The following is a 26,056-nucleotide window of genomic DNA, read 5'->3' as shown; positions in this document are numbered from 1 at the left end:
AAACTCGTGGTCGTGCTGTTCTGCCTGACGGCGAACCACCGGAACACCGAGTTCGACGTTCTCGACCGTATTTCGAGGGCCTCCAGCTCGACCGGCGCCGATGTCATCGCCGCCCACGACTTCGTGCGGGGCGCCGTCGTCGTCGCCACGTGCAACCGATTCGAGACGTATCTCGAGCTCGACGAACCCGTCACGGGCGGTGTCGTGCTGGCTCGCGAGGCGGTGCTCGAGGCGATCGCCCAGAAGACGGGGGCGGATGCCGAGGCCCTGCGCGCGTCGGCCGTCGCCCTCAGCGGAGACGACGTCGTGAGGCACCTGTTCGCCGTGAGCTCGGGTCTCGAGTCGATGGTAGTCGGCGAGGAGGAGATCAGCGGCCAGGTGCAGCGCGCGCTGCGCGCCGCACGCGAGGCCGGCACGAGCAGCACCGAGCTCGAGCAGGCCTTCCAGCGCGCCGCGCGCGCGACGCGCGAAGTGCGCGCCAAGGCCGATCTCGCCGCCGCGGGCCGCTCGCTCGCGCGCCTCGCGCTCGACCTCGCCGACTCCCGTGTGACCGACTGGTCCACCGTGCCGGTGCTGCTCGTCGGCACGGGCCAGTACGCCGCGACGACGATCGCCGCTCTTCAGGCTCGCGGAGCCGAGGACGTGCGCGTGTACTCCGCGACGGGCCGCGCCGACTCGTTCGCGGCCAAGTACGGCGTCGGCGCCGAGCACGATCTGCGCACCGCGATCGCCCGCGCCGACATCGTGATCACCTCGACCGCGCGGTACACGATCGGCCCCGCCGACATCCCCGACGAGCGCGCGCGCCTGGTGATCGACCTCGGACTCCCCCGCAACGTCGAACCCGCCGTCGGGTCGCTTCCCGGCATCGACCTGCTCGACCTCGAGCTCATCGGCCGGCACGCGGCCCTCGCCGAGCTCGGCGCCGGCGCGCACGAGGTCGTCGGCTCGGCCGCCGCGACCTTCAACGCCGAGCGCGCCGCCGCACCCGCGATCGTCGCGTGGCGCACCCACGTGCAGTCCGTGCTCGACTCCGAGCTCACCCGCCTGCGCGCCGACGACACCCACACCGCAGCCGCGCTGCGCCATCTCGCCGGCGTGCTGTCGCACGGCCCATCGACGCGCGCCCGCGAGTTCGCCGCCGAGGGCCGCCTCGACGAGTTCGAGCGCGCGCTCGAAACGGTCTTCGGCCTCGAGGTCGCCTCCGGGCTCTCGGTCGTCGCCGACGAGAACCGCGCCGCGGGCTGATCTCGCGCTCCGCGGAGCGCACGGGTCGACCCCTCGACAAGCTCGGGGACCGGGGTAGGCGTCACCCCCGGGTGGAGCGCCGAGGGTGGGCCGACCCTTACCCGGTCGCCGAGCCTATCGAGGCGTCGAGCTCGAACCCACGACGAACCCCGACCTCGCCCAACCCGCTCAGCGTGACCCACGGTGAGCGCCGAGAACGTCGGCGTCGACCCCTCGACAAGATCGGGGACCGGGGTAAGCGTCACCCGGGTGGAGCGCCGAGAACGGGCCGACCCTTACCCGGTCGCCGAGCCTATCGAGGCGTCGAGCTCGAACCCACGACGAACCCCGACCGCGCCCACCCCGGTCAGCATGACCCCGGGGTGAGCGCCGCGGGTGGGCCGACCCCTACCCGATCGACAAGCCTGTCGAGGCATCGAGCTCGAACCCACGAGGAACGCTCACCTCGCCCAACCCGGCGAGCGTGACCCCGAGTGAGCGCTGAGAACGTCGGCGGCGACCCCTCGACAAGCTCGGGGACCGGGGTAGGCGTCACCCCGGGGTGAGCGCCGAGGGTGGGCCGACCCTTACCCGATCGCCGAGCCTGTCGAGGCGTCGAGCTCGAACCCACGAGGAACGCCGACCTCGCCCAACCCGCTCAGCGTGACCCACGGTGAGCGCCGAGAACGTCGGCGTCGACCCCTCTACAAGATCGGGGACCGGCGCATCACCGGAACTCAGGGCACCAGGTCGGCAGAAGAGGTCACGGGGAGGCGGCAGGCGAAGTCGCGGCAGTCGTAGGCCGTCGCGAGGCCGTCGCGCTGCGTCTTGTCGGCGAACAGCTCGAACCCCGCCGTCGCCCACGCCGAGGCCTGAGACGGCGAGACCACCGCAACGACGTCGGCGGCGATCGACTGTGCCGCGACCGCGAGGTCGCCGGCGGCGTCTCCCACTACGACCACCTGCCGCGGCGGCGCGGCCAGGAGGCTCGCGGCGCGCAGCAGCGCGCTGTGCGCAAGGGGCTGGGCGAGCGCGTCCGCCGCGTGCGCCGCGACCAGTCGCTCCGCGAGCGCGCGGTGCTCCTCTCCGCCACCGACGAGCCACAGCGCAGCCGCCGCACCGGCGATCGCCGCGACCCCCGACGGCTCGTCGGCGTCGGACGCGGCATCCGGCGCCCGCACTCCGCTCGCCGCGAGCACGGGGTCGGTGCCCGCAGGCGCCCGCAGACCGCCCTCGGAATCGAGGCACACCCGGAGCAGGGCGCGGGCGCGGTCGGCGTACGTGACCTCCCCCGTCGCGACCGCGAGCGCGACGAGCCCCTCCGCGAGCTGACCGTGATCGGCGAGCGTCGCCGGCGCCCGCGACGCGATCTCGTCGAGCGACGCCCGCACGAGTGCTCCGTCGGCACGGACGTTCGCCGTCAGCACGGCGTCGGCCGCCCACCGCGCAGCTTCGATCCACTCCGGCTCGCGCAGCCGCGCGCCCGCGCGCGCGAGCGCACCGATCGCGAGGCCGTTCCAGCCCGTCACGACCTTTCCGTCGACGGCGGGAGACTCGAGCGATGCGCGGGCCGCGGCATCCCGTGCGTAGTAGCCGCCCTCGCTGCGGGCGCCGTCGATCCACGACTCGGAGTCCTGAGCCGCGCCGAATCCGCCGCCGGGCTGCTGCAGCACGTCGCGCAGGAACGTCGCGATCCCGCGCACCGTGTCGACATCGCCGGCACTGGCCGCGACGTCGAGCAGCTGCGCATTGTCGGTGAGCATGCGCTCGTAGTGCGGCACGGTCCAGTCGCGCTGCGTCGCGTACCGGAAGAATCCGCCTTCGACGGGGTCGCGCAGCTCCGAGCCCGCCATGGCCGCGAGCGCGCGCTCGGCCATCGCCGTCGCGTCGGGCGCGGTCTCACGGACGAGCCTCGCCTGCAGCAGCCGCAGTGACGTCGCGACCGGGAACTTCGGCGCCCGCGGATCACCACCCCAGAAGCCGCCGTACTGCGGATCCTCGCGCGCGGCGAGCGCCCGGGCAGCCGCGACGATGGCGGCAGCATCCGGGACCGCTCCGCCGTCCGCCGCCGACGCCTGCACCTCCGCGAGCGCCTCCGCGATCGCTCCCGCCGTGCCCTCCGCCGCTTCGCGGCGCTCGGTCCACGCCTCGTGCACGGCGTCGAGAACCTGCTCGAACGACGGCATGCCGCCGCGGGGGGCGGGCGGGAAGTACGTGCCCGCGTAGAACGGCCCGCCGTCGGGAGTCGTGAAGACGCTCAGCGGCCAGCCCAGGCTCTGCGTGAACGCGCCCGCGGCCGCCATGTAGGCGGCGTCGACCTCGGGATGCTCCTCCCGATCGACCTTGATCGCGACGAACCGCTCGTTGAGACGCTCGGCGAGCGCCGCGTCCTGGAACGACTCCCGCGCCATGACGTGGCACCAATGGCAGGTCGAGTAGCCGATCGACACGAACACCGGCACGTCGCGTCGGCGCGCCTCGGCGAAGGCCTCCTCGCCCCACGCGTGCCAGGCGACGGGGTTGTCGGCGTGCGCCCGCAGGTACGGGCTCGCGGAGGCGGCCAGTCGCGGGTTCACGGCATCCCGATCAGTTCAGCTCGTCGGGGTGCACGCTGACCCGACCCGACCCGTCGCCCGGATCGAGCGCGTCGATCGCCGAGATCTCGGCGGCCGTCAGCTCGAAGTCGAAGACGTCGAGGTTCTCCTCGAGGCGCTCGCGCCGCACCGACTTGGGGAAGACGATGAAGCCGTGCTGCAGGTGCCAGCGGAGCACGACCTGCGCCGGCGTCTTGCCGTGGGCGGATGCCGCGGCCTCGACCGGCTCGGTGCCGAAGAGGTCGTACTTGCCCTGCCCGAGCGGGCCCCACGACTCGATGCGCACGCCGTGCGCCGCCGCCCAGTCGGTGACGTCGCGCTGCTGATAGGCGGGGTGCAGCTCGATCTGGTCGACCGCGGGCGTGACGCCCGTCGCCGCGATGATGTCCTCGAGGTGCGGCACGAGGAAGTTCGACACTCCGATCGAGCGCGTCAGCCCGGCATCCCGGATCTCGACGAGCTTCTCCCAGGCGTGCACATGGTTCTTGCGCGCGGGAGTCGGCCAGTGCACGAGGTACAGATCCACCTGGTCGAGCCCGAGCTTGTCGAGGCTCTCGCGGATCGCGGCGTGCGGCTCCTCGCCGTCGTGACGGTCGTTCCAGAGCTTGGTGGTGATGAACAGCTCGTCGCGCGCGACCCCGCTCGCCGCGATCGCGGCGCCGACGCCCTGCTCGTTGCCGTAGATCGCGGCGGTGTCGATGTGGCGGTACCCGACCTCGAGCGCTTCGGTCACGGCTCGCTCCGTCTCGGCCGGCGGCACCTTGAACACGCCGTAGCCGAGCTGGGGGATGTCGTGGCCGTCGTTGAGCTTCACCGTGGGGGTCGTCATCGATCCAGCCTATGGCGGGGATAGGCGCCGGTCTCGGGATCGGCTGCGACGGGCGGCTCGGTCTGGGTGCCCCGCGTGCCTCTGCGATACGGCTTGCCCGATCCCTTGCGCGGGACACTCGCATAGCCCGACACGAAGTCGAACGGATCCCTCAGTTGCCGGGCGTCCGCGTCCCACCCTGACCGCATCTTCCACTTGCGCCGGAGCTCGCGCACCTCGGCATGGAGCTGGCGGATCGCATCGGGCGTGAGCCGCCACCACCGGAAGTTCTCCTCTGCGCGGACGTCGGCGAAACCGGCATCACGCAGCACGCGCAGGTGCTTCGAGACAGCGGTGCGGCTGATGCGAAACTCGTGGCCGACCGCATCGGCGAGCTGACCCGCCGTGTGCTCACCACTCGCCAGGATCTCAACGATCCGCCGTCGCGCCGGCTCTGCCATCGCCTCGAAGGGGTGCATGCCGTGACCGTACGACTGCTGGCCGCCAGCCTGGCTCTGGTTCGTGCGGTCGGTGGAATCCGTGGCACTTCGTGCTGCTGTGGAGGAGGATGCGACGCCGACCGATGCACCCTTGAGGTTCGATGGCATCCCGAGAACCCCATTGAACTTCGCGCTCACGCAGCACGCGAACCCCATTGAACTTCGCGCTCACGCAGCCGAGGCGGGGCTGTGTGAGCCTGAAGTTCAGTGGGCTTCTCGAACGGTGCTCAGCTATGTCCGATCACCGGGCGGAACCGACGCCCGGGTTCGACAGTTGCCGGCGCCGAGGGCTGTGCGAGCCTGAAGTTCAATGGGGTTTTCGAAGTGATGCTCGACCCGTTCGAGCCTGCCGACGACGCCCACGCGAACCACCCGCTGGGCGGGTTCTACGATGGAAGGCTATGCCCGCGCCCGAACCCGTCATCGCCTATCCGCCGGAGCTGCCTGTCAGCGCCGCCCGGGAGGAGATCGCCCGCGCCATCCGCGATCACCAGGTCGTCATCGTCGCCGGCGCGACCGGATCGGGCAAGACGACGCAGCTGCCGAAGATCTGCCTCGAGCTCGGCCGCACGAAGATCGCCCACACGCAGCCCCGCCGCATCGCGGCGCGGTCCATCGCCGAGCGCATCGCCGAGGAGCTCGAGGTTCCCCTCGGCTCGACGGTCGGCTACAAGGTGCGCTTCACGGACAAGGTCTCGGCCGACACCCGCGTCGCGCTGCTGACCGACGGCATTCTGCTCAACGAGATCCACCGCGACCGCCTCCTGCGCCGCTACGACACGATCATCGTCGACGAGGCGCACGAGCGGTCGCTGAACGTCGACTTCCTGCTCGGCTACCTCAAGCGCATCCTGCCGAAGCGGCCCGACCTCAAGGTCGTCATCACGTCGGCCACGATCGACCCGGAGAGCTTCGCGAAGCACTTCGGTCCCTCGACAGGCTCGGGAACCGGGGAGGCGGAACCCGCGCCCATCATCGAGGTCTCCGGCCGCACCTACCCGGTCGACATCCGCTATCGGGGGGCGAGTGCGGACGCCGACGGCGAATCCGACGACGTCGACGGCATCACGAAGGCCCTGCGCGAGCTCGACCGCGAGCCGGCTGGCGATGTGCTCGTGTTCCTCCCCGGTGAGGCCGAGATCCGCGATGCGATGGATGCCGTTCGAGGCATGTATTCGAAGGATGCCGCGCCCACGGAGGTCCTCCCCCTCTACGGACGTCTGAGCGCGGCCGAGCAGCACCGGGTGTTCGAGCGCTCGGCGGTCGCCGGCGTGCGCCGCCGCGTCATCCTCGCGACCAACGTCGCAGAGACGAGCCTGACGGTGCCCGGCATCCGGTACGTCGTCGACACCGGCACGGCGCGCATCTCGCGCTACAGCAATCGCAGCAAGATCCAGCGCCTGCCGATCGAGGCGATCTCGCAGGCGTCCGCGCAGCAGCGCTCGGGTCGCGCGGGCCGCACCGCGCCGGGCGTCGCGATCCGCCTGTACTCCGAGGACGACTTCGACCGTCGCGATGAGTTCACCGAGCCCGAGATCCTGCGCACGAGCCTCGCTTCGGTCATCCTGCAGATGCTGTCGCTCGGGTTCGGCGACATCTCGTCGTTCCCGTTCCTCACTCCTCCCGACTCCCGCGGCGTCAAGGCCGCCTTCGACCTCCTCATCGAGCTCGGCGCCGTGCGCCAGGAGCACGGAGGGCAGGGGGGCCCGAAGCTCACCGACCTCGGCCGCGAGATCGCGCGCCTGCCGATCGACCCGCGCTTCGCCCGCATGCTGCTCGAGGCGCGGCGGACGGGAGTCCTCCGCGACGTCATGGCGATCGTCGCCGGGATGTCGATCCAGGACGTCCGGGAGCGGCCCGAGGAGCGCCGGGAAGAGGCCGATCGCCTGCACGCGCGCTTCACCGACCCGACGAGCGACTTCCTGACGCTGTTGAACCTCTGGAACCACCTGCAGGAGCAGCAGGCCGCGCTCGGATCGAGCGCCTTCCGGCGCCTGTGCCGCGCCGAGCATCTCAACTACGTGCGCGTCCGGGAATGGTTCGACGTGCACCGGCAGCTCGGGTCTCTGCTCGGGCGTCCCACCTCGACAGCGGCCGAGGCCGACCCCGATGACATCCACAAGGCGGTCCTGTCCGGGCTGCTGTCGCACCTCGGCATCCTCGACGAGCGCCGCCGAGCCTCCGACGCGCGGAGCGGCGGGAAGAGCGCGCCGAAGGGCCGCACCCCCGCTGCGGAGTACATCGGCGCCCGCGGCGCACGGTTCGCGATCTTCCCCGGGTCGGGCCTGCGCAAGAAGTCGCCGAGCGCCGTCATGGCCGCCGAGCTCGTGGAGACCTCACGCCTCTTCGCCCGCACTGTCGCGTCCGTCGACCCCGAGTGGGCCGAGTCGCTCGCGGGCGACCTCGCGAAGCGCTCGCTGAGCGAGCCGCACTGGTCGAAGGCGGCGGGAGCGGCATCCGCCTACGAGAAGGTCACGCTCTTCGGCGTCGAGATCGTCCCCAAGCGCCGCGTGCAGCTCGCCCGGTTCGATCGTCCGCTCGCCCGCGAGCTGTTCCTCCGGCACGCACTCGTCGAGGGCGAATGGGAGCCGTTTGGGTCCCTGAGCCTGTCGAAGGGCGACAAGCGCCTCACGGCGTTCGAGCGTCGCAACCTCGAGCTGCGCAGGCGCCTCGAGAAGATCGAGGAGCGCGAGCGCCGCCGCGACATCCTCGCCGGCGACGAGGCCGTCTACGCGTTCTACGACGCACGCCTCCCGCGGGACGTCTTCGATGTGCGCTCGTTCGAGGCGTGGTGGAGGGATGCCTCGAACCGCACCCCCAAGCTCCTCGACATGACCGAGGCCGACCTCGCGGGCGACGTGCAACGCGGCGACGAGCGCGACTTCCCCGCACGCTGGCGCCAGGGAGACCAGGTGCTCTCGCTCGCCTACCGGTTCGAGCCGGGTGCGCCCGACGACGGCGTCACCGCTGTCGTGCCGCTCGCCCTCCTCGCGCAGCTGCGCCCCGACGGGTTCGACTGGCAGGTGCCCGGCATGCGCGACGAGCTCATCGCGGGGCTCATCCGCGCGCTCCCCAAGGCGATCCGCCGCCACGTCGTGCCCGCCGCCGACTGGGCCGCGAAGTTCGCCGAAGAGCTCGACGGCCAGGGCCCCGAGTCGCACAGCGGCCTTCCGCCGGCCACACTGCGCGACGCCCTCGCGGCGCGCATCCAACGCATCGCCAACCAGCCCGTGACGGCGACCGACTTCGAACTCGAGCGCGTGCCCGGGCACCTTCTCGTGTCGTTCCGCGCCGTCGACGAGCGCGGCCGCGCGGCGGGATCGGGCAGGGATCTCGCGGCCCTGCAGGAGAAGCTCTCCGGCCGTGCGCGCAGCGCCGTGAGCCGTTCGCTGAGCGAGCCGGGCAATCCGGCCCCTGCGGGGCGCAGAGGCCCCGCGCCGCGAAGCACGGCCGAGGCGGGACCCTCGTTCGCCGAGCAGTCCGGCCTCACAGACTGGAGCTTCGGCGACCTCGCCGACGTCGTCGACATGAAGGTCGCGGGCGGCGTCGTGCGCGGCTACCCCGCTCTCGTCGACGAGGGCTCGAGCGTCGCGCTGCGCATCGAGGCGACCCCGGAGTCCGCCGAGAACGCGACGAAGGAGGGCGTCCGGCGCCTCGTGCTGCTCGCCGTCGCGTCGCCTTCGGCGTACGTGCTCGACCACCTCACCTCTGCCGAGAAGCTCGCGCTCGCGGCATCCCCCTATCCGTCGGCGAAGGCGCTCGTGGAGGACGCCCGCGTGGCGGTGGCGGATGCCGTCATCGCACGCGTCGCGCCGAGCGGTGTCGTGCGCACGCGAGCAGGTTTCGACGCCGCGCGCGACGCCTTCTCGGCGGCCGTCGTCGACGAGCTGTTCCAGACGGTGTCGCTCACGGCGCGCATCCTCACGGCCGCGCGCGAGGTCGAGCGAGCGCTCCGCTCGCAGAACTCGCTGACGCTCCTCGGCGCCTTGAACGACGTGAAGGGCCAGCTCGCGGGGCTCGTGTTCCCCGGATTCGTCTCCCGCACGGGCACCGCGCGGCTCGCGCACCTGCCGCGCTACCTGCGGGGTGCACTCGACCGGGTGAAGGCGCTCGCCGACAACCCCGGGCGCGACCGCCAGCGGCTGACGGAGTTCGAGCGCGCCGCCGCCGTGTACGCCGAGGCCGGCGGCCTCATCCCGACTCCGGCCGACGCGCCCGACACACTCGTGCACGCGCGCTGGCTGCTCGAGGAGTACCGCGTGAGCCTGTTCGCGCAGTCGCTCGGCACGGCCGAGCCCGTGTCGCTGCAGCGCATCCAGAAGGCGCTGAGGTGACCGGGCTCGGACCGTCGACCGGCTACCTCGCGGCGGTTTCGAGGCGTTGCGCCCCCGGAACGGAACCCGCCGAACGGCCGTAAAGCACATCCAGCACGGCGCCGGGCTCGAAGTCCGCCCCCTGGCTGCGCCACGCCACATGGTGATCGGGCCGGACGATGACGTAGTCGGAACCGTAGAGCGCGCGCACCTCGGGCTCGGTCAGGTGGATGACGTCGAGGGGCACTCCGCGCTCGTCGGCCGCCGAACGGAACCGCTCCGCATCCGTGGTGTCGTCCGTGAGCACGAGGAGAGCGGGGAAGATGCCCAGACGCCCGTAGAGCGTCACTCCCCCGGCCTCGACCGCGCCGTTCGGCGCGCGATGCCCCGGACGCGGATCCTCGACGTACACGGTCGGCGCCCACGCCGGCTCGCTCACGAGCTGGCCCGGCTCGTACGCGACGACGGACGATCGGTCGTATCGCTCATCGAAGACGACGCCGAGATCGAACGCGAAGTCCCGCGCGAGGACGCGGCCGATGTCGGCGCGCCTCTGCTCCGCCTCGGCGCCGAGGTCGTCGTCGTCGGGCACGCCGAGGGCGCGGATCTCCTGCAGCGACGCCTCGTTGGCCGCCGCACGCGCGAGCGCGTGCTCCGCGATGCGCTCGTTGTGCACGCGGCGCTCCTCGTCGTAGGACTGCAGCAGCGCGTCACCGCCCTCGCCATGCAGCACCGCGGCCAGCTTCCAGCCGAGGTTGAGCACGTCGCCGAAGCCTTCGGACAGGTTGCCGCCCGGCGTGCGCACGTGCGCGGCATCCCCCACGAGCGCGACCCGGCCACGCACGAACTGGTCGGCGATCCGCGTGCTCTTGAAGAACGGCGTGAGGCTCACGACCTCGAGGTCGACGTCGAAGCCGAACCCCTTCGCCGCCGCTTCGATCAGCTCCTGCTCCGTGGGCACGTAGTCGATCGGAAGGGGCCCGGCGTACGCGCGCCAGTCGGTCTCGTTGATCGCGGAGATGAAGCCCGAGTAGTGCTGGTTGAAGACGATGTTGCTCGCGCTCGGTGCCGAGCCGAGCTCGGCCGGCACCCCGCCCCGCGTGCGCACGACGTACCGCCAGTGCCGCTCGGTCGCGTACTCGCCCGATCGCGTGATCCCCGCGAGGCGGCGCACGGTGCTCTTCGACCCGTCGGCGCCGACGACGTACGCCGACCGGATCGTCCGCTCGGCGCCGTCCGCATCGACGACGGTCGTGACGACGCCGTCCTCGTCCTGCTGGAGCGCCGTGACGCGCCATCCACCGGCGATCGGCACGCCGAGCTCGCCGAGCCGGTCGATGAACGCCTTCTGGAAGACGGTCTGCGGCCGACGCACGGCGTCCTCCCGCGAGAAGGCGCTGCCCGCGCGCCGCGTGTACGCGTCCGGCCCCTTGCCGCCCAGCACGTGCCCGACGACCGAGGTCACGAGCACGTTGCCCTTGTTCCATTCGGGCGGGATCGTCCAGCTCTCCCGCACCCGATCGGCGACGCCCCACGTGCGGAAGATCTCGACGGATCGGGCGCTCACGCCCGCGGCGCCTGCGCGGATGAGCGTGGCCTCGGTGGCGGCATCCACCACCGCGACGTCGAGCCCGTGCCGCTGCAGTTCGAGCGCGGTGCCCAGCCCCGACGGCCCCGCGCCCACGACGAGCACCTGCACGTTCTCGGGCGGCACGGCGCGGGGGAAGCGGACGACGTCGATCCAGTCGGCGCGGGGAGTGTGGCGGGTGCGGGTCATGGGGTCAGGGTTCCTTTCGAAAGAGGGGGTGATTCGGCGCGTCAGGCGCCGACCAGGGCTTCGGGATGCCTCACCGCCGCGCGCGATGCGAGGCCGAGGTTTCCGCGCAGCGTGTCGTGCTCGTACTCGCGGCGGAACCGCCCACGGTCCTGCAGCTCCGCGACGACGCCGTCGACGAAGGCGCGGAACCCGCTCGTCTGCACATCGATGTTGATCGTGAAGCCGTCCGCTGCGCCCGTGTCGACCCAGTGCTCGATGTCGTCGGCGACCTGTTCCGGCGTGCCGACGATGACGCGCTGGCCGCCCGACAGGTTGTTGAACAGCAGCTGCCGCACCGTGAGGCGCCGCTCCTTGGCGTCCGCGACGAGCTGGTGGCGGCGGACGGTGTGCTGCGAGGTGCTGGCCGGGCCCGCGAGCTCGCCGTAGGGCAGCTCGGCGTCCAGGGCGATCCCCGAGACGTCGTACTCGAGGTAGTCGGAGAGCTCCCGGATGAGCGGCTCGACGGCGAGCAGTTCGTCGAGCTCCCGCTTGCGTTCGATCGCCGCGGCCTCGGTGTCGCCGAGGATCACGTAGAGCCCCGGGAGGACGAGGAGGTCGTCGCGGCTGCGACCGTTCGCCTCGGCGAGGCTCTTCACCTCGTCGGCGAAGGCCCGGCCGAGGTGCGGCAGGCGCTGCGAGGTGAAGAGCGCGTCGGCCCAGCGGGCGCCGAACTCGCGGCTCGCACGCGACGTGCCCGCCTGGAAGAGCACGGGGCGCTGTCCGCGGTAGCCTCCGACGAGCGGCAGCACGCCCTCGCCCCGGAAGTAGTCACCCTCGATGTCGACGGGCCGCGTGAGGGCCTCGTCGATGTAGACCTCGGCCGCCGCGTCGCCGACGAATGCCTCGGGCGGCAGCGAGCGCCAGAACCCGTCGACGATCGAGACGAACTCGTCGGCCGCGCGATACCGCGCCTCGGGGTCGAGGACGACGTCCTTGCCGAGCGCCCGGAGCGTGTGCGGCTCTTGGCTCGTGATGATGTTCCACGCGGCGCGCCCCTTGCTGATGTGGTCGAGCGACGCGATCTGCCGCGCGAGGAGGAACGGGTTGCCGTGGATCGCCGGATTGGTCGACACGAGCCCGATGTGGCTTGTCTCGCGCGCGAGCGCCGCGAGCAGCACGGTCGGGTCGAGCCCGCGCCACGGCCGCACGCGTCCCGTGCGGTCGAGCCCGCCCAGCCGGTCGGCGATGAAGATCGCGTCGAAGCGCCCCTCCTCGGCGAGCTGGGCGATCTCGATGAAGTAGTCGACGCCGTCGACCCAGTCGCTCGTCGTGGGGAACGTCTTCCACGCCGCGTCGTGGCGGCCTGTCGACTGGAGGTTGAGGGTGAGGCGGATCTGCTTGTCGCTCATGTCGCGTCTTTCGTCTGGAGGAGCAGGAGGTGTCTGGAGCTTCAGGAGGTGACGAGCTCGGTGCGCAGGAGGTCGCGGCTCTCGCGATCGATCGACCCGCCGGCCAGCGTCGGGGCGGACCCCACGAGCAGGCGCGTGTAGGGATGCGTCGGCGCGCCGAGGATCTGTGCGGTCTCGCCCTGCTCGACGAGGCGCCCGTGGTAGAGCACGAGCGTCCGGTCGGTGATGCCGGCGACCGAGCCGAGATCGTGCGAGATGAAGATGAGCGCGACGTCCGCCGAGCGGAGGATGCCGAGGAGCTCGAGGATCCTGACGCGATTGGCGGAATCGAGCGCGCTGACCGGCTCATCGAGGATGAGCAGCTTGGGGTCGGTCACGAGGGCCCGCGCGATCGCGACGCGCTGGCGCTGGCCGCCGGAGAGCTCGGCCGGGAACCTTCCGGTCAGCGCGGGGTCGAGCTGCACCTGCTCGAAGCGTTCGCGGACCGCTGCGTCGACCGCCGAGCGCCGCAGCCCGCCCCGGATGAGCAGCGGCTCGGCGATCGACTGCCCGACCGTGAGGTCGGGGTCGAGGCTTCGCAGCGGGTCCTGGAAGACGTACTGCACGACGCCCGAGCGGCGGAACGCGCGCAGCGCGCGCGCCGACAGCGCCGTCACGTCGGTTCCATCGACCGTCACCGACGAGCCCTTCGCCGGCCGCACGAGACCCAGCACAGCGCGGGCGATGGTCGACTTGCCCGACCCCGTCTCACCGATCACGCCGACCGATTCGCCCGCGCGCACCTCGAACCCGACGTCGAAGACGACCTGCTTCGCTGCTCGCCCGCGGCCATAGTGGACGTCGAGTGAGCGCGTCTGGAGCACGGGACGCTCAGGCATACTCCAGCTCCCTGTCCTGCTCGCTCTCGCCGATCGGGCGCTGAGTGTGCAGCTCGAGGCCGTACTGCTCGTGCTCCGCGACGAGGAGTCTCGAGTACTCGTGCTCCGGGTGGTAGAGGATCTTCCGCGTCGGCCCCTGCTCCACGACCGAGCCGTCCTTCATGACGAGCACGTGGTCGCACAGGTGCGCGACGACGGCGAGATCGTGCGAGACGACGACGAGCGACAGTCCGATGCGCTCCTTCAGCTCGGCGAGGAGGTCGAGGATCTCCGCCTGCACCGTCACGTCGAGGGCCGTCGTCGCCTCGTCGGCGATGAGGATGTCGGGCTCCAGAGCGATGGCCGCCGCGATGAGGATGCGCTGCAGCATCCCGCCCGACAGCTCGTGCGTGTACTGCCGGTAGACGTACTCGGGGTCGCGCAGGTGCACCGCCTCGAACAGCTCGAGCGTGCGCCTGCGGGCGGCGGCGCGGCCGAGCCCGAGCTTGACACGCAGCACCTCCTGCACCTGCGTGCCCACGCGGATCGACGGGTTGAGGTAGGAGCCGGGGTCCTGGAAGACCGCGGAGATCCGCGTGCCGCGGAGGTCTGTCCACTCTTTCGGAGTGAGGGTCGCGGCATCCCTCCCCAGCAGGGTGATCGAGCCGCCCGAGACTTCGATGTGCTTCGTGAGGATGCCGAGGATCGCCCGGCAGGTGAGGCTCTTGCCGCTGCCCGATTCCCCGACGATGCCCACGACGCCGCCCCGCTCGAGCGTCAAGGTCACTCCGTGCACGAGCTCCACGTCGGCGAGGTCGTTGTGGATCCTGACGTCGTTCAGCTCGAGCACGACCTCTCGTGATGCGCTCGTGGTCATGACAGTCCTCCTTCGAGGGCGATGCCGGCCGCGGCGGTGCGCCGGGCGCGGGTGATGCGGGCATTGCGGGATCCGAGCAGAGTGCGGCCGGATTCTCCCGCGGCGTCTCTGATCGCATCGGCGAGCATGTTGAAGGCGAGCACCGTGATGAGGATGAGGGCCGTCGGGAAGACGGGGGCCCAGGGCTGCTGCTGCAGGTAGCCGAGGTCCGAGGCGAGGATGCCGCCCCACGTCGGAGTCGGTGGCTGCACGCCGATGCCGAGGAACTGGAGGCTCGCGATGACGATGAGGCCGATGCCGAGGGTCGTGGCGAGCGCGATGGCGATGGGCGGGAGGATCTTGCCCCACACGTGCTTGCGCACGATCCAGCCGGTCGAGGCGCCGGACAGGATGGCGGCCTCGACGTACTGCGACCGCGCGACCGACAGAGTGGCGGACCGCGCGACGCGGTAGAACAGCGGCGACACGAGGAGGCCGACGGCGACCATCGCCTGCACGATGCCGTTGCCCAGCAGCGCCGTCATCGCGACGGCGAACACGAGGAAAGGCAGGGCGATGAAGGTGTCGACGACCCGCAGCGACACCCATTCGAAGACGCTGCCGAGGTACACCGAGAGGATGCCCGGGACCGCACCGACCACGAGCGCGATCGTCGCGACCAGGACGGTGCTGACGACGCTCAGCGGTGCACCGGCGAGGATGCGGCTAAGGACGTCGCGCCCGAGGTAGTCGGTGCCGAGCCAGTGCGCGAACGACGGTCCCGCGAGCGCGTCGGGGGTGTTCTCCAACGGGTCGTACGGTGCGATCGAGGGCCCCAGGATCGTGATCAGGGCGATGAACGCGAGCATGGCGACGGCGATCCGGGCGCTGGGAAGCCTCAGGACGGTGGTGAGCATTTCAGACTCCTCGCGACGCGGACGGGATGAGGCGGTTGAGGACGATGTTCACAAGCAGGTTGAACACCACGACGAGGACCACCGAGATCACGAGCACCGCCTGCACAGAGGGCACGTCGCCCGAGACGGCCGCCTGCGCGGCGAACGTGCCGTAGCCGGCGAGTCCGAAGATCGACTCGATGAGCACCGCCCCGCCGAGCAGCGCAGGGAACTTCAAGCCCAGGACCGAGAGAGCCGGGCCGACGCCGTTGCGCAGCACGTGCACGAAGAAGATGCGACGCGACCCCAGTCCGCGCACGACGGCGCCCGTGACGTAGTTCTCGCGGTAGGCGGCGACGAGCCCCGCGCGCAGCTGCCGTGCGATGTCGGACACCGTGTCGAAGCTGAGCGCGACGGCGGGCAGGATGATGTGGCTGAACCAGAGCCCCACGCCCATCTCGATGGGCACGTAGCCGACGGCGGGCAGGAGCTTCAGCCCGACGGCGAAGACCGAGATGAGCGCGATGCCGACCACGAACGGCGGCAGGACCGAGATGACCGTCGTGCCCGTCGTGATGACGCGATCGATCCACCGCGTGTGGAAGCGTGCCGCGAGCACGCCGAAGATGAACCCGAACACGACGCCGATCAGCAGGGCGAGTCCGGTCACGGAGAGGCTCACGAGCGCCTTCTCGCCGAGCAGGGTCACGACCGGGACGCCGTTGAGCCAGCTGTTCCCGAAGCTGCCGCTCGCGAGCGTCGCGAGCCAGTCGAAGTACTGCACGAGGAACGGCCGGTCCAGGCCGTACTCGTGCTCGATCGCGGCGACGGCCTCTGGGGTCGCGGCATCCCCGAGCTGCAGTGCGGCGGGATTGCGACCGCTGAGCGCCCCGAGCAGGAAGGTGAAGAACGAGCCGAGGAAGAAGACCGGCAGGAGGATGCCGATGGTCTTCACGAGGGGCGCGAGGATGCCGCGAACCCGGTGCCAGACGATCCCGGTCGAGCGCGGGACGCTCGGCGCGGCGAGCGCTCCGCGGACGGCGGTCGTGGTCATGGTGCCCTTCCTGGACTGAGGGTGGAGCGGGTTCGGTGCCGTCCGCGGGCGGGCGACCCGTTTGCCGGATCGCCCGCCGCGGAAGGCGCTACTGCTGGGTGATCGTGACGCCGGTCCAGTCGATGAACCCGTCGATCTTGGGCAGGTCCGAGATGCTCGGGGCGAGCACGAGGGGCGTCTCGTAGGTGTAGAGCGAGATGTTGCTTCCCGTCTGGTAGCCGAGCTCGGCGGCCGCCTGGAGGTTCTTCTCGTAATCGGGCGAGTCGAGGGGCGTCGAGCGCGCGGTCGACAGCGCCGCGGTGAACTCCGGCGACACGTACGGCGAGCTCAGGTTCAGGACGCCCAGGCTGTCGTACTGATCGGACAGCCCCTGCACGGCCGAGTCGCGGCCGACCCAGCCGAACAGCGACACCGGGTAGGTCTTGCCGTAGTAGCCCTTGGCCCACGTCGTGAAGTCGCTGAGCTGGATGTTCGCAGTGATGCCGACATCGGCCAGCTGCGCCTGGATGATCTCGCCGACCTTGTCGAAGCCGCTGACGTTGAGCGCCTGCAGGTCGAAGGAGATGTCACCCGGCGCGTATCCCGCATCGGCGAGGATCTTCTTCGCCTTCTTCGGGTCGTACTGGTGCTCGTCGGTTAGTGCCTCGACGAAGTCGGGGTGACCCTGCGGGAACGGCTGCTGGTTCGCCTCGCCCTTGCCGAACGCGAGCTGCTGGATGTACTGGCCCGGGTTGATCGCGTAGCGGATCGCCTCGACGACTGCGGGATCGTCGAACGGAGCCTGGTTCCGGTTGACGCTGAGAAAGCTCGACCCCCACAGCCGGTCGGTGCCGCTGAGCACCTTCAGGCCGGCATCCTTCGCGGTGTCGATCTGCGCCGGCGAGGCGATGGCGAAGTTCGCCACCCCGGACTGCAGCGCCGAGATCAGCGTGTCGGGGTTGACGCCGAAGTTGATGCGGATCTCGTCGATGTGGATGTTGTCCGCATTCCAGTAGCCGTCCCACTTCTTGAGCACGATGTGGTCGTTGGGAACGAGCTCCTCCACGATGAAGGGACCCGCGCCGACGGGACCGTTCGCGTTGAACGCGACGGGATCCTTCTGGACCGCGGTGGGGCTGGGCAGCTCGCCGGTCTTCTCGGCGAGGAGATACGGGATCTGGTAGTCCGGCTGCTTGAGATCGAGTCGCACCGTGAGGTCGTCGATCACGGTGGCTCCCGCGACGTTGGCGTACGAGGCCCTCAGCGCCGAGTTCGTCTGCGTGAGGATGCGGTCGATGTTGAACTTGACGGCATCCGCGTTGACGGGCGTGTCGTCCTGGAAGGTCAGGTTCGGCTTCAGGTGGATCGTGATCGCATCGCCGGCGTCGTTGTACTCGTAGCTCTCGGCGAGACCCGGGACGATCTCGTGGTCCTCGTCGATCGTGAACAGCGAGCCGAAGATCGGGGTGGTCAGGTAGGTGCCTGCCGTGCCGCCGATCACGATCGGGTCCCAGTTGACGGGCGAGCTGGTGTACGCCCACGTGATGGTGCCGCCGTCGGTCGAGCCCGATGCCGTGGCAGCGGACCCTCCGGCCGGCTTGGAGCAGCCGGCGAGGCCCACGGTGAGGGCGACGGCGGCAGCGAGCGCGACACCGCGCGCAACGGCTGTGATGGTCTTCAAGGGAACACTCCGGGTACTCATGGATGCCGCTCCCGGGAGGGAGGATGCACCGTGCAAGATGTCGACCAGGCGGCCGGGTGACACAGATGCTGACAGAGCGCGGAGGGTGCGACATTTCCGATTACGCATGATTTCCCGCGGGTGCCGAATTGCTACGAATTCTTTCTTCGACCCGCGAGCGAGCTTCGGCGGAATGCCTATCGTCGGCATTCACCCGACGCAGCGGAGGAGACTGTCGTGACCGACTCGAACGGCGAGCACACCCCGAGGGGGCTGTCGATCTTCCTTCAGACACCGCCCGGCGAGAACCCCGGAGCCGTCTACGCCGACGCGATCGGGCTGATCGAGCTCGCGGAGCAGGTCGGGTACGGCACGGCCTGGATCGCGGAGGCGCATTTCGCGCCGATCGGGTTGCCGTCGGCGCTCGCGTTCCTCGCTGCCGCCGCTCAGCGGACGAGCCGGATCCGGCTGGGCACCGCTGTCGTGCCGCTCGTGTTCGACAACCCGATCAGGCTCGCGGAGACCGCGGCGGTCACCGACTTCCTGAGTGCGGGACGGCTGGAATTCGGCGTCGGCAAGAGCAACGGGGGCGGCTTCTCGACGGCGGCGTTCGCCGCGTTCCAGCTGGCGGAGGACGACAAGGACGTCCTCTACGACCGCGCGTTCGCCGAGCTCCGGCGGGCGCTCACGGGCACGATCGACGTCGGCGATCGCACGCTCCAGGTCTATCCGCCGCCGCAGTCGCTGCTGTCGCGCGTCTGGCAGGCCACGGCGACGCCCGACAACGCCGCGGCCATCGGCCGCGCCGGCGACGGGCTGCTCCTGCACCGGCTGGCCTTCGAGGGGGAGACGGGTCCCGTGCAGTCCGCGCTCATCGACCGCTATCTCGACGCGTATACCTCCGATCGCCCGCCCCGCATCGGCGTGTCACGGTCCGTGCTCCCCGCCGCGTCGCGATCCGATGCCGAGGCGCTCGTGCGCGCGGACTTCGCCCGTGATCCGCGGCCCTACACGGGCTTCGGGGCGACGACGGCAGAGGAGTTCCTGAGCCGCTCCAACGTCTACTACGGCTCCGTGGACGAGATCGCCGAGCGGCTGGGCGCCGACGAGGCCGTGGCGAGATCGACGGAGTACCTCTTCAGCATCCCCCTCCCGAACTCGTCGCCCGAGTTCCGCGACGCGCTTGCGGTGGTCGCGAACGAGCTGCATCCGCGCCTCCCCCTCGGCCTCCCCCAGGCCGTCGCGTAACGCCTTCGTTACCCTTTGTGTCGGGTCGGCGAGAGGCTACTTCTACGCTCGAGACATGACACTTATCGATCCCCTTTCGAGCACCATCGACCGCGACGAATTCACCACGGCGTGGTCGGAATGGCGTGACGCGAACGAGGCGCGCCGACGCGACCCGTACGGCTATCTCTCCTACTCCGCCGTCTACCGCCTGGATTCCACGCCGCAGCGCGTCGTCGGCATTCCGGGAAGCTGGTCGATCGACGCCGACGGTCCCGTGGTCGAGCTGGGCGAGGGCGAGCACCTCGTGATCGACGACCGGCAGACGTCGGGGACTGTGCGCTTCGGGGCCGTCGCGGAGCGCGAGTTCCGTCGCGCCGCGCGCTTCGGCGACATCGTCGTCGAGCTCTCCCAGCGCGGCGGCGTGCAGCTGCTGCGGCCCATCGATCCGCAGTACGGGCTGCGCGACGACTACGTCGAGACGCCCGCCTATGCTCCCGACCCAACCTGGCTCGTGCGCGGCGAGTTCGTGCCGTTCGACCGTCCGCGCGACACCGAGATCGACGCGGCCCTCAGCGGGATCACGCACCACCACGACGCCGTCGGCGAGGTGGTCTTCGAGCTCGGCGGCCTCGAGCACCGACTGCTGATCCTCGAGGGCGTCGGCGGCGCGACCTTCGCGCCGTTCCGGGATGCGACGAGCGGCGTCACGACCTATGGCGCGAGCCGGACGCTGGCCGTCACCCTGCCCGCGACGGCCGGCCCCGCCGTCCTCGACTTCAACCGCGCCGCGAACCTGCAGTGCGCGTACACGGATTTCGCGCCGTGCCCGCTCGCGCCGGCCCAGAACCGGCTGCCGGTCGCCATCGAGGCCGGGGAGCAGACGCCGGTCTTCCGCGAAGCACGCTGAGAACAAGAGGATGCCTCCGGCCGCACGAGCCGGAGGCATCCTCTGTTTCTGCGAATCGTCTCAGACGAGCGCCGGCACCGCCTCGACCTCCGTCGTCACGCCTCGCGCCACGGTGTACCGGTTCTCGGCGAACGGCAGCCCGAGGTGCTCGCGCAGCGTCGTGCCCTCATACTCGCTGCGCACGACGCCGCGCTCGCGCAGGATCGGCAGCACCTCGTCGACGAGCCGCCGCGTCTGGCTCGGGTGGCCGATGTGGATGTTGTAGCCGTCGACCGCGCCGGACTCGAACCAGCGCTGCAGCTCGTTCGCGACGGTGACGGGCGAGCCGACGAACGGCGTACGACGCGGCTTGGACACCGCCTCGACCGTCTCGCGCAGCGTCCAGCCGTTCGACGACGCGAGATCCACGATGCGCGCCGCCTGCGTGCGGAACGAGCGCTCCGCGTACACGAGGGTGTCGGCGGGGAACGGCTCGTCGAGGGGGTACTGGCGGAAGTCGTGCCAGCCGAACGCGCGGCCGAACTCGGCCAGCGACTGCTCGAACCCGCCGTCGGCCTCCTGCGTCGCCCGCTCGATCTCGCGGGCCTGGTCGTCGGTGTCCCCGACGTACACGGAGATGCCGGGGAGGATCAGCACGTGATCGGGGTGGCGGCCCTTCGCCTCGGCACGCGCCTTGAGATCGGTCGAGAAGGCCAGCGCCTGCTCGACGGTCGCGGCGTGTGTGAAGATGCCGTCGCCGACCGCGGCGCCGAGGTCCCGGCCCTGGTCGGAGTCGCCGGCCTGGAAGATCACCGGTTGCCCCTGCGGCGAGCGGGACAGGTTGAGGGGGCCCGCCACCTGGAAGTACTCGCCGCGATGGTTCAGCGGGTGCTGCTTCGAGGCGTCGAGGAACCGACGGGTTGCGCGGTCGCGCGGGAACGCGTCGTCCTCGTACGAGTCCCACAGCCCCTGGACGACGCGCACATGTTCGAGCGCACGGCCGTACCGCGTGTCGTAGTCGAAGTGCTCGGGCTGGCTGAAGTTCGCCGACGTGCCCGAGTCGCCGCTCGTGACGACGTTCCAGCCCGCGCGTCCGCGGCTGATGAGATCGAGTGAGGCGAACCGGCGCGCGACGTTGAACGGGTCGTTGTACGACGTCGTCAGCGTGCCGACGAGCCCGATGCGGTCGGTCGCGACGGCGAGCGCCGACAAGAGCGTGAGCGGCTCGAGGCGGTTCAGGTAGTGAGGCGGAGAGTCGGCGGTGATGAACTGGCTGTCCACGATGAACACCAGGTCGAACTTCGCCTCCTCGGCCAGCCGCGCCTGCGCGATGTACCAGTCGATGTCGATGCTCGCATCGCCCGGGATCTCCGGATCGAGCCACGTGTTGAACGCCCCCGGTCCGCCGACTCCCGTCAGCACTGCACCCAATTTGATCTGACGCTGCCTCGCCACGATTCACTCCTCGGTCGTCGATAAGTTGAAGCAGATTCTGGGGCGCGGGGCCGACAGCCGCGATTTCCTGACGAATTGTTTCCGTCGCGGCATCCAATGAGTCCCTTCGTGACCTTTCGGATTCACAATTCGACACGCGACGTGGCGTCACTCCCCTCGCACCGGTGAAATGTCCTCATGACCATCGACCTCGGATATTGGACGCCCGTGTACGGCGGATTCCTGCGCAATGTGCGCGACGAGCGGATGGATGCCTCGTGGGAGTACATCCGAGACGTGTCGCAGACCGCCGACCGGCTCGGGTTCCACACGACCCTCGTGCCCGAGCTCTACCTCAACGACCGCAAGGGCGTCGAGGCGCCGAGCCTCGAGGCGTGGTCGCTGTCGGCCGCGATCCTCGCCTCGACCGAGCGCCTGCGCGTCATGACGGCGGTGCGCCCGGGGTTCCACCTTCCCGCTGTGCTCGCCAAGACCGTGTCGACGCTCGACTCCATCGCACCCGGACGCGTCGCCCTCAACGTCGTCGCGGCGTGGTGGGCGGAGGAGGCGCGCCAGTTCGGCGGCCGCTTCACGACCCACGACGAGCGCTACGTGCAGGCGGAGGAATTCGTCCACGTGCTCCGTGGGCTGTGGACCGAGACGCCGTTCTCGTTCGCGGGGAGCTACTACGAACTCGAGGGCACGATCGTCGAGCCGAAGCCATCGTCGCCTCCCGTCGTCTTCGCCGGCGGCGAGAGCGACGCGGGCCGTCAGTCGATCGCGCGCTTCTCCGACGCCTACGTCATGCACGGCGGGACGCTCGATGAGGTGCGGGCGAACGTCGCCGACCTCAACGAGCGCTCGGAGTGCATCCACGGCCGCCCGATCCGCGAGTTCGGCATGCCGGCGTACGTCATCGTGCGCGACACGGAGGCCGAAGCGCGGCGCGAGCTGGAGCGCATCACGACGGTCGACCCGTCCTCGCCGGGGTACGCCTCGTTCGAGCAGTTCCGGTCGAACTCCAACCTCAGCCTCGAATTGACCAAGCGCGAGTACTCGGTCGGCACGCGAGGCCTGCGTCCCGACCTGGTCGGGACGCCCGAGCAGGTCGCCGAGCGCATCCGGGCGTTCGGGGATGCCGGCATCACCCTCCTCCTCATCCAGTCGTCGCCGCTGCGCGAGGAGCTGGAGCGCATCGCGGAGCAGGTGCTTCCGCTCGTGCCGCAGTCGGCGACCGTCGCCGCCTGAGTCCGGAATACCGCGGCCCCGCAGAGAGGTTGGCCTCGTCATGGCTCACGCGATCGTCTACTCCGAGTTCGGAGGACCCGAGGTCCTCACCCTGACCGAGATCCCCGACCCCGTGCCCGGGAGCGGCGAGGTCGCCGTGCGCGTCGAGGCGGCGGGCGTGAACCCCATCGAGTGGAAGGTGCGCTCTGGGCTCCGTCCGAGCGGCCCGCTGACGGCGCCTCGCCGTGTCGGCGCGGATCTGGGCGGTGTCGTCACCGCCGTCGGCCCCGACGTCGACGGCTTCCGCGTCGGCGACCGCGTCGTCGCGCTCGGCGTGCACGGCGCCTACGCGACCGACGTCGTCGTGCCCGTCGACAAGGCGCACGTGCTGCCCGCCGGTGTCTCGGCCGCCGAGGCCGCGGCACTGGGGATTCCCATCGGCACGGCCTACCAGGCCCTTCGCTCGCTCGACGTCGGTGCGGGTGACACGCTCCTCGTGCACGGCGGCTCGGGCGCCGTCGGCCAGGCGCTCATCCAGTTCGCCGTGCTGTGGGGCGCGACGGTCGTCGCGACGTCGTCCGAGCGCCGCGCAGGCCGCGTGCGCGCGCTGGGCGCGATCCCCGTCGCCTACGGCGACGGTCTGACTGACCGCGTCCGCGAGGCGGCACCGCAGGGGGTCACGGCGATCATCGACGCCGCAGGCACCGACGAGGCGCTCCAGGCATCGCTTGAGCTTCTCGTCGACAAGCGCCGCATTGCGACGCTCGTGCGCGGTCGGGATGCCGCCGGGCTGGGCATCCGCGCCTTCTCGGGCGGCAGCCCCGAGCCGCTCACGGCACAGCAGCTCGCGTGGCGCGCGGAGGCCGTGCCTGTCGCGCTCGCCCTCCTCGCCGCGCAGGCGTTCTCTGTCGAGCTCGGCCCGTCGTTCCCCCTCGCCGAGGCCGGCAGAGCTCAGGACGCTGTGTTTCAGGGCGCCGACGGCAAGGTCGTCCTCGTCCCCTAGGAGATCTCGTCGCCCGGCGTCGGCCCCGTCGCGACAGGGCGGCCGGGCGTGTTGGACCATTGGCTCCACGAGCCCGGGTAGACGGTGACGTCGATGCCGACGACGGCGCCCGCGAGCGCCGTGTGGGCGGCGGTGAGGCCCGAGCCGCAGTACGCCGCGACGGGCGTCTCCCCCGTCGCGCCGACGGCGGCGAACGCGTCGCGGATGCCCTCGGGCGACACGAAGTGCTCGCCGTCGAGGTAATCCGACGCAGGGAGGTTGACCGCGCCCGGGATGTGCCCCGCGATCGGGTCGTACGGCTCGGTGTCGCCGCGGTAGCGCTCGGGCGCCCGCGCGTCGAGCAGCACGCCGCGGTCGGGCCACGCGGAGGCGTCGTCGATCGTCGCGATGTCGCCGGAAAGCTCGGTCAGCGAGATGGAGCCGGGCGTCGGCACGACCTCGCCCGCCTCGAGCGGGAGGACCGCGGCCGTCCACGCCGACAGGCCGCCGTCGAGCACGCGCACATCGGCGACCCCCGAGTGGACGAGCAGCCACCACGCCCGCGCGGCGGCGACCGAGCGGTAGTCGTCGTAGACCACGACGGCGTCGCCGTCGTCCAGCCCCCATCGGCGCGCGGCATCCTGCAGCACCTCTCGCGAGGGAACGGGATGCCGCCCCTCCGACGGCTCGCCGTGCGCGGCGAGCTCGGTGTCCATGTCGACGTACACGGCGCCGGGAAGATGGCTCGCGGCGAAGTCCGTCGTGCCGTCGGGCTGGTCGAGGCGGTAGCGCACGTCGAGCAGGCGGATGCCGTCACCCGCCTCCATGCGGCGGTGCAGTTCGTCGACGGAGATCAGCGGATTCAATGGCATACAGGCATCCTCACACGGCGATCTCTGCAACAGTTCGCAACACCGGAATACGTCGAAGCGGTCCGACCCCGACAATTGACAAATGTCCACCACACCCCGCCGCCAGGGCTTCGCCACGGCCCAGGTGCAGGCCGGGTACGCCCCGGGCCAGCCGCAGAACACCGCCGTCGCGCCGATCTACCAGTCGAACGCCTACGAGTTCGCGTCACTCGCCGACGCCCGCGACCTGTTCGCGCTGCGCAAGTCCGGCAACATCTACAGCCGCAACGCCAACCCGACGCAGCTCGTCTTCGAAGAGCGCGTCGCCGCTCTCGAGGGCGGCCGGGCCGCCGCAGCGGTCGCCTCGGGGCAGGCCGCCGTCGCCGTGACGCTGCTCGCGCTGGCGAAGGCGGGCGAGCACATCGTCGCGGCCAAGCAGATCTACGGCGGCACGGTCGACCTGCTGCAGGACACCTTCGCCGACTGGGGCATCGAGGTGACGTTCGTCGATCAGGACGATCTGGATGCCTGGCGCGCCGCCGTGCGACCCGAGACGCGGGCCCTCTTCGGCGAGTCGATCACCAATCCGCTCGCGCAGGTGCTCGACATCCAGGCCGTCGCCGACATCGCCCACTCCGCCGGCGTGCCGCTCGTCATCGACAACACGGTCGCGACGCCCGCGCTCATCCGCCCGGGCGAGTTCGGCGCGGACTTCGTCGTGCACTCCGCGACGAAGTACATCGGCGGGCACGGCACCTCGATGGGCGGCATCGTCGTCGACCTCGGCACCTTCGACTTCGGCGCCGAGCCCGAGCGCTGGCCGCAGCTCACGAAGCCGTACGAACGCGTGCGCGACCTCGTGCTGTGGGACCGCTTCGGCGCCGACGGCTTCGCGTTCGTCGCGCTCGTGAAGTCCAAGTACGTGCACGACCTCGGCCCCTCGATCTCGCCGTTCAACGCCTTTCAGCTGCTGCAGGGCACCGAGACGCTCGAGCTGCGCATGGCGCGGCACAGCGCCTCGGCCCTCGCGGTCGCCGAGTTCCTCGCAACCCACCCCGCCGTCGCGACCGTGCACCACCCGCTCCTCCCGACGTCGCCGTGGAACGACCTCGCCAAGCGCTACGCACCGCGGGGCGTGGCATCGGTCTTCGCCTTCGACCTCGTCTCGACGGGCGACGCCGAGCGCGACTGGGAGAAGGTCCAGACGTTCGTCGACTCGCTCGAGGTCGTCAAGCTGGTCGCGAACATCGGCGACGCGCGCAGCATGGTGGCCCACCCCGCCTCGATGACGCACAGCCACCTCACCGAGGAGCAGTTCGCCGAGGCCGGCATCACCTGGACGACGATCCGCCTGTCGATCGGCCTCGAAGACCCGGCGGACGTCATCGCCGACCTGGCGCGCTCGCTCGACCTCGTGAGCGACGTCGTCGCGGAGGCCGAGGAGGCGCTCAGCTCGACGCGCTGAGCGCAGGAATCGACCCGCTCAGCGCGACGCGCTGAGCGTGGAGAGCTCAGC

The 26,056-nt window shown here is 70.9% G+C and carries 19 protein-coding genes; 7 read left to right on the top strand and 12 right to left on the bottom strand.

Annotated elements, in window-relative coordinates:
- Positions 1–12 precede the first annotated feature (12 nt).
- On the top strand, positions 13–1,248 hold the full coding sequence (locus tag ACH3VR_RS04585) for a glutamyl-tRNA reductase (RefSeq protein WP_396639563.1): 1,236 nt from the start codon (positions 13–15) through the stop codon (positions 1,246–1,248).
- A 716-nt stretch (positions 1,249–1,964) separates the two neighbouring features.
- Here ACH3VR_RS04585 and ACH3VR_RS04580 read toward each other — a convergent pair.
- The 3 genes from ACH3VR_RS04580 to ACH3VR_RS04570 are packed head-to-tail and all read right to left on the bottom strand — an operon-like array spanning position 1,965 to position 5,237.
- Complete coding sequence (locus ACH3VR_RS04580; protein ID WP_396639562.1) at positions 1,965–3,803, bottom strand: thioredoxin domain-containing protein; 1,839 nt, start codon at positions 3,801–3,803, stop codon at positions 1,965–1,967.
- 10 nt (positions 3,804–3,813) lie between these two features.
- Entirely contained in the window at positions 3,814–4,650 is an 837-nt protein-coding gene (locus ACH3VR_RS04575; RefSeq protein ID WP_396639561.1) for an aldo/keto reductase, read from the bottom strand.
- Complete coding sequence (locus tag ACH3VR_RS04570) at positions 4,647–5,237, bottom strand: ArsR/SmtB family transcription factor (protein WP_396639560.1); 591 nt, start codon at positions 5,235–5,237, stop codon at positions 4,647–4,649. Before ACH3VR_RS04570 ends, ACH3VR_RS04575 begins: the two co-directional genes overlap by 4 nt.
- A gap of 293 nt (positions 5,238–5,530) precedes the next feature.
- Here ACH3VR_RS04570 and hrpA point away from each other — a divergent pair, with 293 nt between their 5' ends.
- Positions 5,531–9,463, top strand: coding sequence for an ATP-dependent RNA helicase HrpA (gene hrpA / locus ACH3VR_RS04565; RefSeq protein ID WP_396639559.1), 3,933 nt, complete (start codon positions 5,531–5,533; stop codon positions 9,461–9,463).
- A gap of 22 nt (positions 9,464–9,485) precedes the next feature.
- Here hrpA and ACH3VR_RS04560 read toward each other — a convergent pair whose 3' ends face one another.
- The 7 genes from ACH3VR_RS04560 to ACH3VR_RS04530 all read right to left on the bottom strand — a co-directional run bounded on the left by ACH3VR_RS04560 (position 9,486) and on the right by ACH3VR_RS04530 (position 17,930).
- Positions 9,486–11,219, bottom strand: coding sequence for an FAD-dependent oxidoreductase (locus ACH3VR_RS04560; protein ID WP_396639558.1), 1,734 nt, complete (start codon positions 11,217–11,219; stop codon positions 9,486–9,488).
- A gap of 41 nt (positions 11,220–11,260) precedes the next feature.
- The gene (locus ACH3VR_RS04555) at positions 11,261–12,607 is read right to left on the bottom strand and encodes an NtaA/DmoA family FMN-dependent monooxygenase (protein ID WP_396639557.1); all 1,347 of its coding nucleotides are present in this window, start codon (positions 12,605–12,607) and stop codon (positions 11,261–11,263) included.
- A gap of 41 nt (positions 12,608–12,648) precedes the next feature.
- Positions 12,649–13,485: an ABC transporter ATP-binding protein gene (locus ACH3VR_RS04550; protein ID WP_396639556.1), complete on the bottom strand. Its 837-nt coding sequence runs from the start codon at positions 13,483–13,485 to the stop codon at positions 12,649–12,651.
- A complete protein-coding gene (locus ACH3VR_RS04545) occupies positions 13,478–14,341 on the bottom strand; it encodes an ABC transporter ATP-binding protein (protein ID WP_396639555.1) in 864 nt (287 codons plus the stop codon). The genes ACH3VR_RS04550 and ACH3VR_RS04545 overlap by 8 nt, the downstream gene beginning before the upstream one ends.
- Positions 14,338–15,237 (bottom strand): ABC transporter permease, encoded by a 900-nt coding sequence (locus ACH3VR_RS04540; protein ID WP_396639554.1) that lies wholly within the window; start codon positions 15,235–15,237, stop codon positions 14,338–14,340. The genes ACH3VR_RS04545 and ACH3VR_RS04540 overlap by 4 nt, the downstream gene beginning before the upstream one ends.
- Position 15,238: 1 nt before the next feature.
- On the bottom strand, positions 15,239–16,270 hold the full coding sequence (locus ACH3VR_RS04535; RefSeq protein WP_396639553.1) for an ABC transporter permease: 1,032 nt from the start codon (positions 16,268–16,270) through the stop codon (positions 15,239–15,241).
- Positions 16,271–16,358: 88 nt separating this feature from the next.
- Positions 16,359–17,930, bottom strand: a complete 1,572-nt coding sequence (locus ACH3VR_RS04530; RefSeq protein ID WP_396639552.1) for an ABC transporter substrate-binding protein — start codon at positions 17,928–17,930, stop codon at positions 16,359–16,361.
- Between the two features lie 237 nt (positions 17,931–18,167).
- On the opposite strand from ACH3VR_RS04530, the gene ACH3VR_RS04525 reads away from it, so the two are divergent.
- Positions 18,168–19,178: an LLM class flavin-dependent oxidoreductase gene (locus ACH3VR_RS04525; RefSeq protein ID WP_396639551.1), complete on the top strand. Its 1,011-nt coding sequence runs from the start codon at positions 18,168–18,170 to the stop codon at positions 19,176–19,178.
- Between the two features lie 55 nt (positions 19,179–19,233).
- Positions 19,234–20,067: a DUF1684 domain-containing protein gene (locus ACH3VR_RS04520; RefSeq protein WP_396639550.1), complete on the top strand. Its 834-nt coding sequence runs from the start codon at positions 19,234–19,236 to the stop codon at positions 20,065–20,067.
- A 60-nt stretch (positions 20,068–20,127) separates the two neighbouring features.
- Here ACH3VR_RS04520 and ACH3VR_RS04515 read toward each other — a convergent pair whose 3' ends face one another.
- Entirely contained in the window at positions 20,128–21,501 is a 1,374-nt protein-coding gene (locus tag ACH3VR_RS04515; RefSeq protein WP_396639549.1) for an LLM class flavin-dependent oxidoreductase, read from the bottom strand.
- A gap of 177 nt (positions 21,502–21,678) precedes the next feature.
- Here ACH3VR_RS04515 and ACH3VR_RS04510 point away from each other — a divergent pair, with 177 nt between their 5' ends.
- A complete protein-coding gene (locus ACH3VR_RS04510) occupies positions 21,679–22,728 on the top strand; it encodes an LLM class flavin-dependent oxidoreductase (RefSeq protein WP_396639548.1) in 1,050 nt (349 codons plus the stop codon).
- A 40-nt stretch (positions 22,729–22,768) separates the two neighbouring features.
- Positions 22,769–23,710, top strand: coding sequence for a quinone oxidoreductase family protein (locus tag ACH3VR_RS04505; RefSeq protein WP_396639547.1), 942 nt, complete (start codon positions 22,769–22,771; stop codon positions 23,708–23,710).
- Here ACH3VR_RS04505 and ACH3VR_RS04500 read toward each other — a convergent pair.
- Positions 23,707–24,561 carry a sulfurtransferase gene (locus tag ACH3VR_RS04500; protein ID WP_396639546.1) on the bottom strand — a complete coding sequence of 285 codons (855 nt, stop codon included), beginning with the start codon at positions 24,559–24,561 and terminating at the stop codon, positions 23,707–23,709. The two genes, ACH3VR_RS04505 and ACH3VR_RS04500, sit on opposite strands and share 4 nt — an antisense overlap.
- A gap of 82 nt (positions 24,562–24,643) precedes the next feature.
- On the opposite strand from ACH3VR_RS04500, the gene ACH3VR_RS04495 reads away from it, so the two are divergent.
- On the top strand, positions 24,644–26,005 hold the full coding sequence (locus tag ACH3VR_RS04495; RefSeq protein WP_396639545.1) for an O-acetylhomoserine aminocarboxypropyltransferase/cysteine synthase family protein: 1,362 nt from the start codon (positions 24,644–24,646) through the stop codon (positions 26,003–26,005).
- Positions 26,006–26,056: the final 51 nt, after the last annotated feature.

The sequence above is a fragment of the Microbacterium alkaliflavum genome, from assembly GCF_044325405.1.
Lineage (GTDB): Bacteria > Actinomycetota > Actinomycetes > Actinomycetales > Microbacteriaceae > Microbacterium > Microbacterium alkaliflavum.
The sequence above is the reverse complement of the archived record's forward strand: the minus strand, read 5'-3'. Positions and strand labels throughout refer to the sequence as shown.

What these genes read in the sequence shown, in the direction of transcription:
- ACH3VR_RS04575 (WP_396639561.1), bottom strand. Translation starts at nt 4,650, where the DNA reads ATGACGACCCCCACGGTGAAGCTCAACGACGGCCACGACATCCCCCAG.
- ACH3VR_RS04570 (WP_396639560.1), bottom strand. Translation starts at nt 5,237, where the DNA reads ATGCCATCGAACCTCAAGGGTGCATCGGTCGGCGTCGCATCCTCCTCC.
- hrpA (WP_396639559.1), top strand. Translation starts at nt 5,531, where the DNA reads ATGCCCGCGCCCGAACCCGTCATCGCCTATCCGCCGGAGCTGCCTGTC.
- ACH3VR_RS04560 (WP_396639558.1), bottom strand. Translation starts at nt 11,219, where the DNA reads ATGACCCGCACCCGCCACACTCCCCGCGCCGACTGGATCGACGTCGTC.
- ACH3VR_RS04555 (WP_396639557.1), bottom strand. Translation starts at nt 12,607, where the DNA reads ATGAGCGACAAGCAGATCCGCCTCACCCTCAACCTCCAGTCGACAGGC.
- ACH3VR_RS04550 (WP_396639556.1), bottom strand. Translation starts at nt 13,485, where the DNA reads ATGCCTGAGCGTCCCGTGCTCCAGACGCGCTCACTCGACGTCCACTAT.
- ACH3VR_RS04545 (WP_396639555.1), bottom strand. Translation starts at nt 14,341, where the DNA reads ATGACCACGAGCGCATCACGAGAGGTCGTGCTCGAGCTGAACGACGTC.
- ACH3VR_RS04540 (WP_396639554.1), bottom strand. Translation starts at nt 15,237, where the DNA reads ATGCTCACCACCGTCCTGAGGCTTCCCAGCGCCCGGATCGCCGTCGCC.
- ACH3VR_RS04535 (WP_396639553.1), bottom strand. Translation starts at nt 16,270, where the DNA reads ATGACCACGACCGCCGTCCGCGGAGCGCTCGCCGCGCCGAGCGTCCCG.
- ACH3VR_RS04520 (WP_396639550.1), top strand. Translation starts at nt 19,234, where the DNA reads ATGACACTTATCGATCCCCTTTCGAGCACCATCGACCGCGACGAATTC.
- ACH3VR_RS04510 (WP_396639548.1), top strand. Translation starts at nt 21,679, where the DNA reads ATGACCATCGACCTCGGATATTGGACGCCCGTGTACGGCGGATTCCTG.
- ACH3VR_RS04505 (WP_396639547.1), top strand. Translation starts at nt 22,769, where the DNA reads ATGGCTCACGCGATCGTCTACTCCGAGTTCGGAGGACCCGAGGTCCTC.
- ACH3VR_RS04500 (WP_396639546.1), bottom strand. Translation starts at nt 24,561, where the DNA reads ATGCCATTGAATCCGCTGATCTCCGTCGACGAACTGCACCGCCGCATG.
- ACH3VR_RS04495 (WP_396639545.1), top strand. Translation starts at nt 24,644, where the DNA reads ATGTCCACCACACCCCGCCGCCAGGGCTTCGCCACGGCCCAGGTGCAG.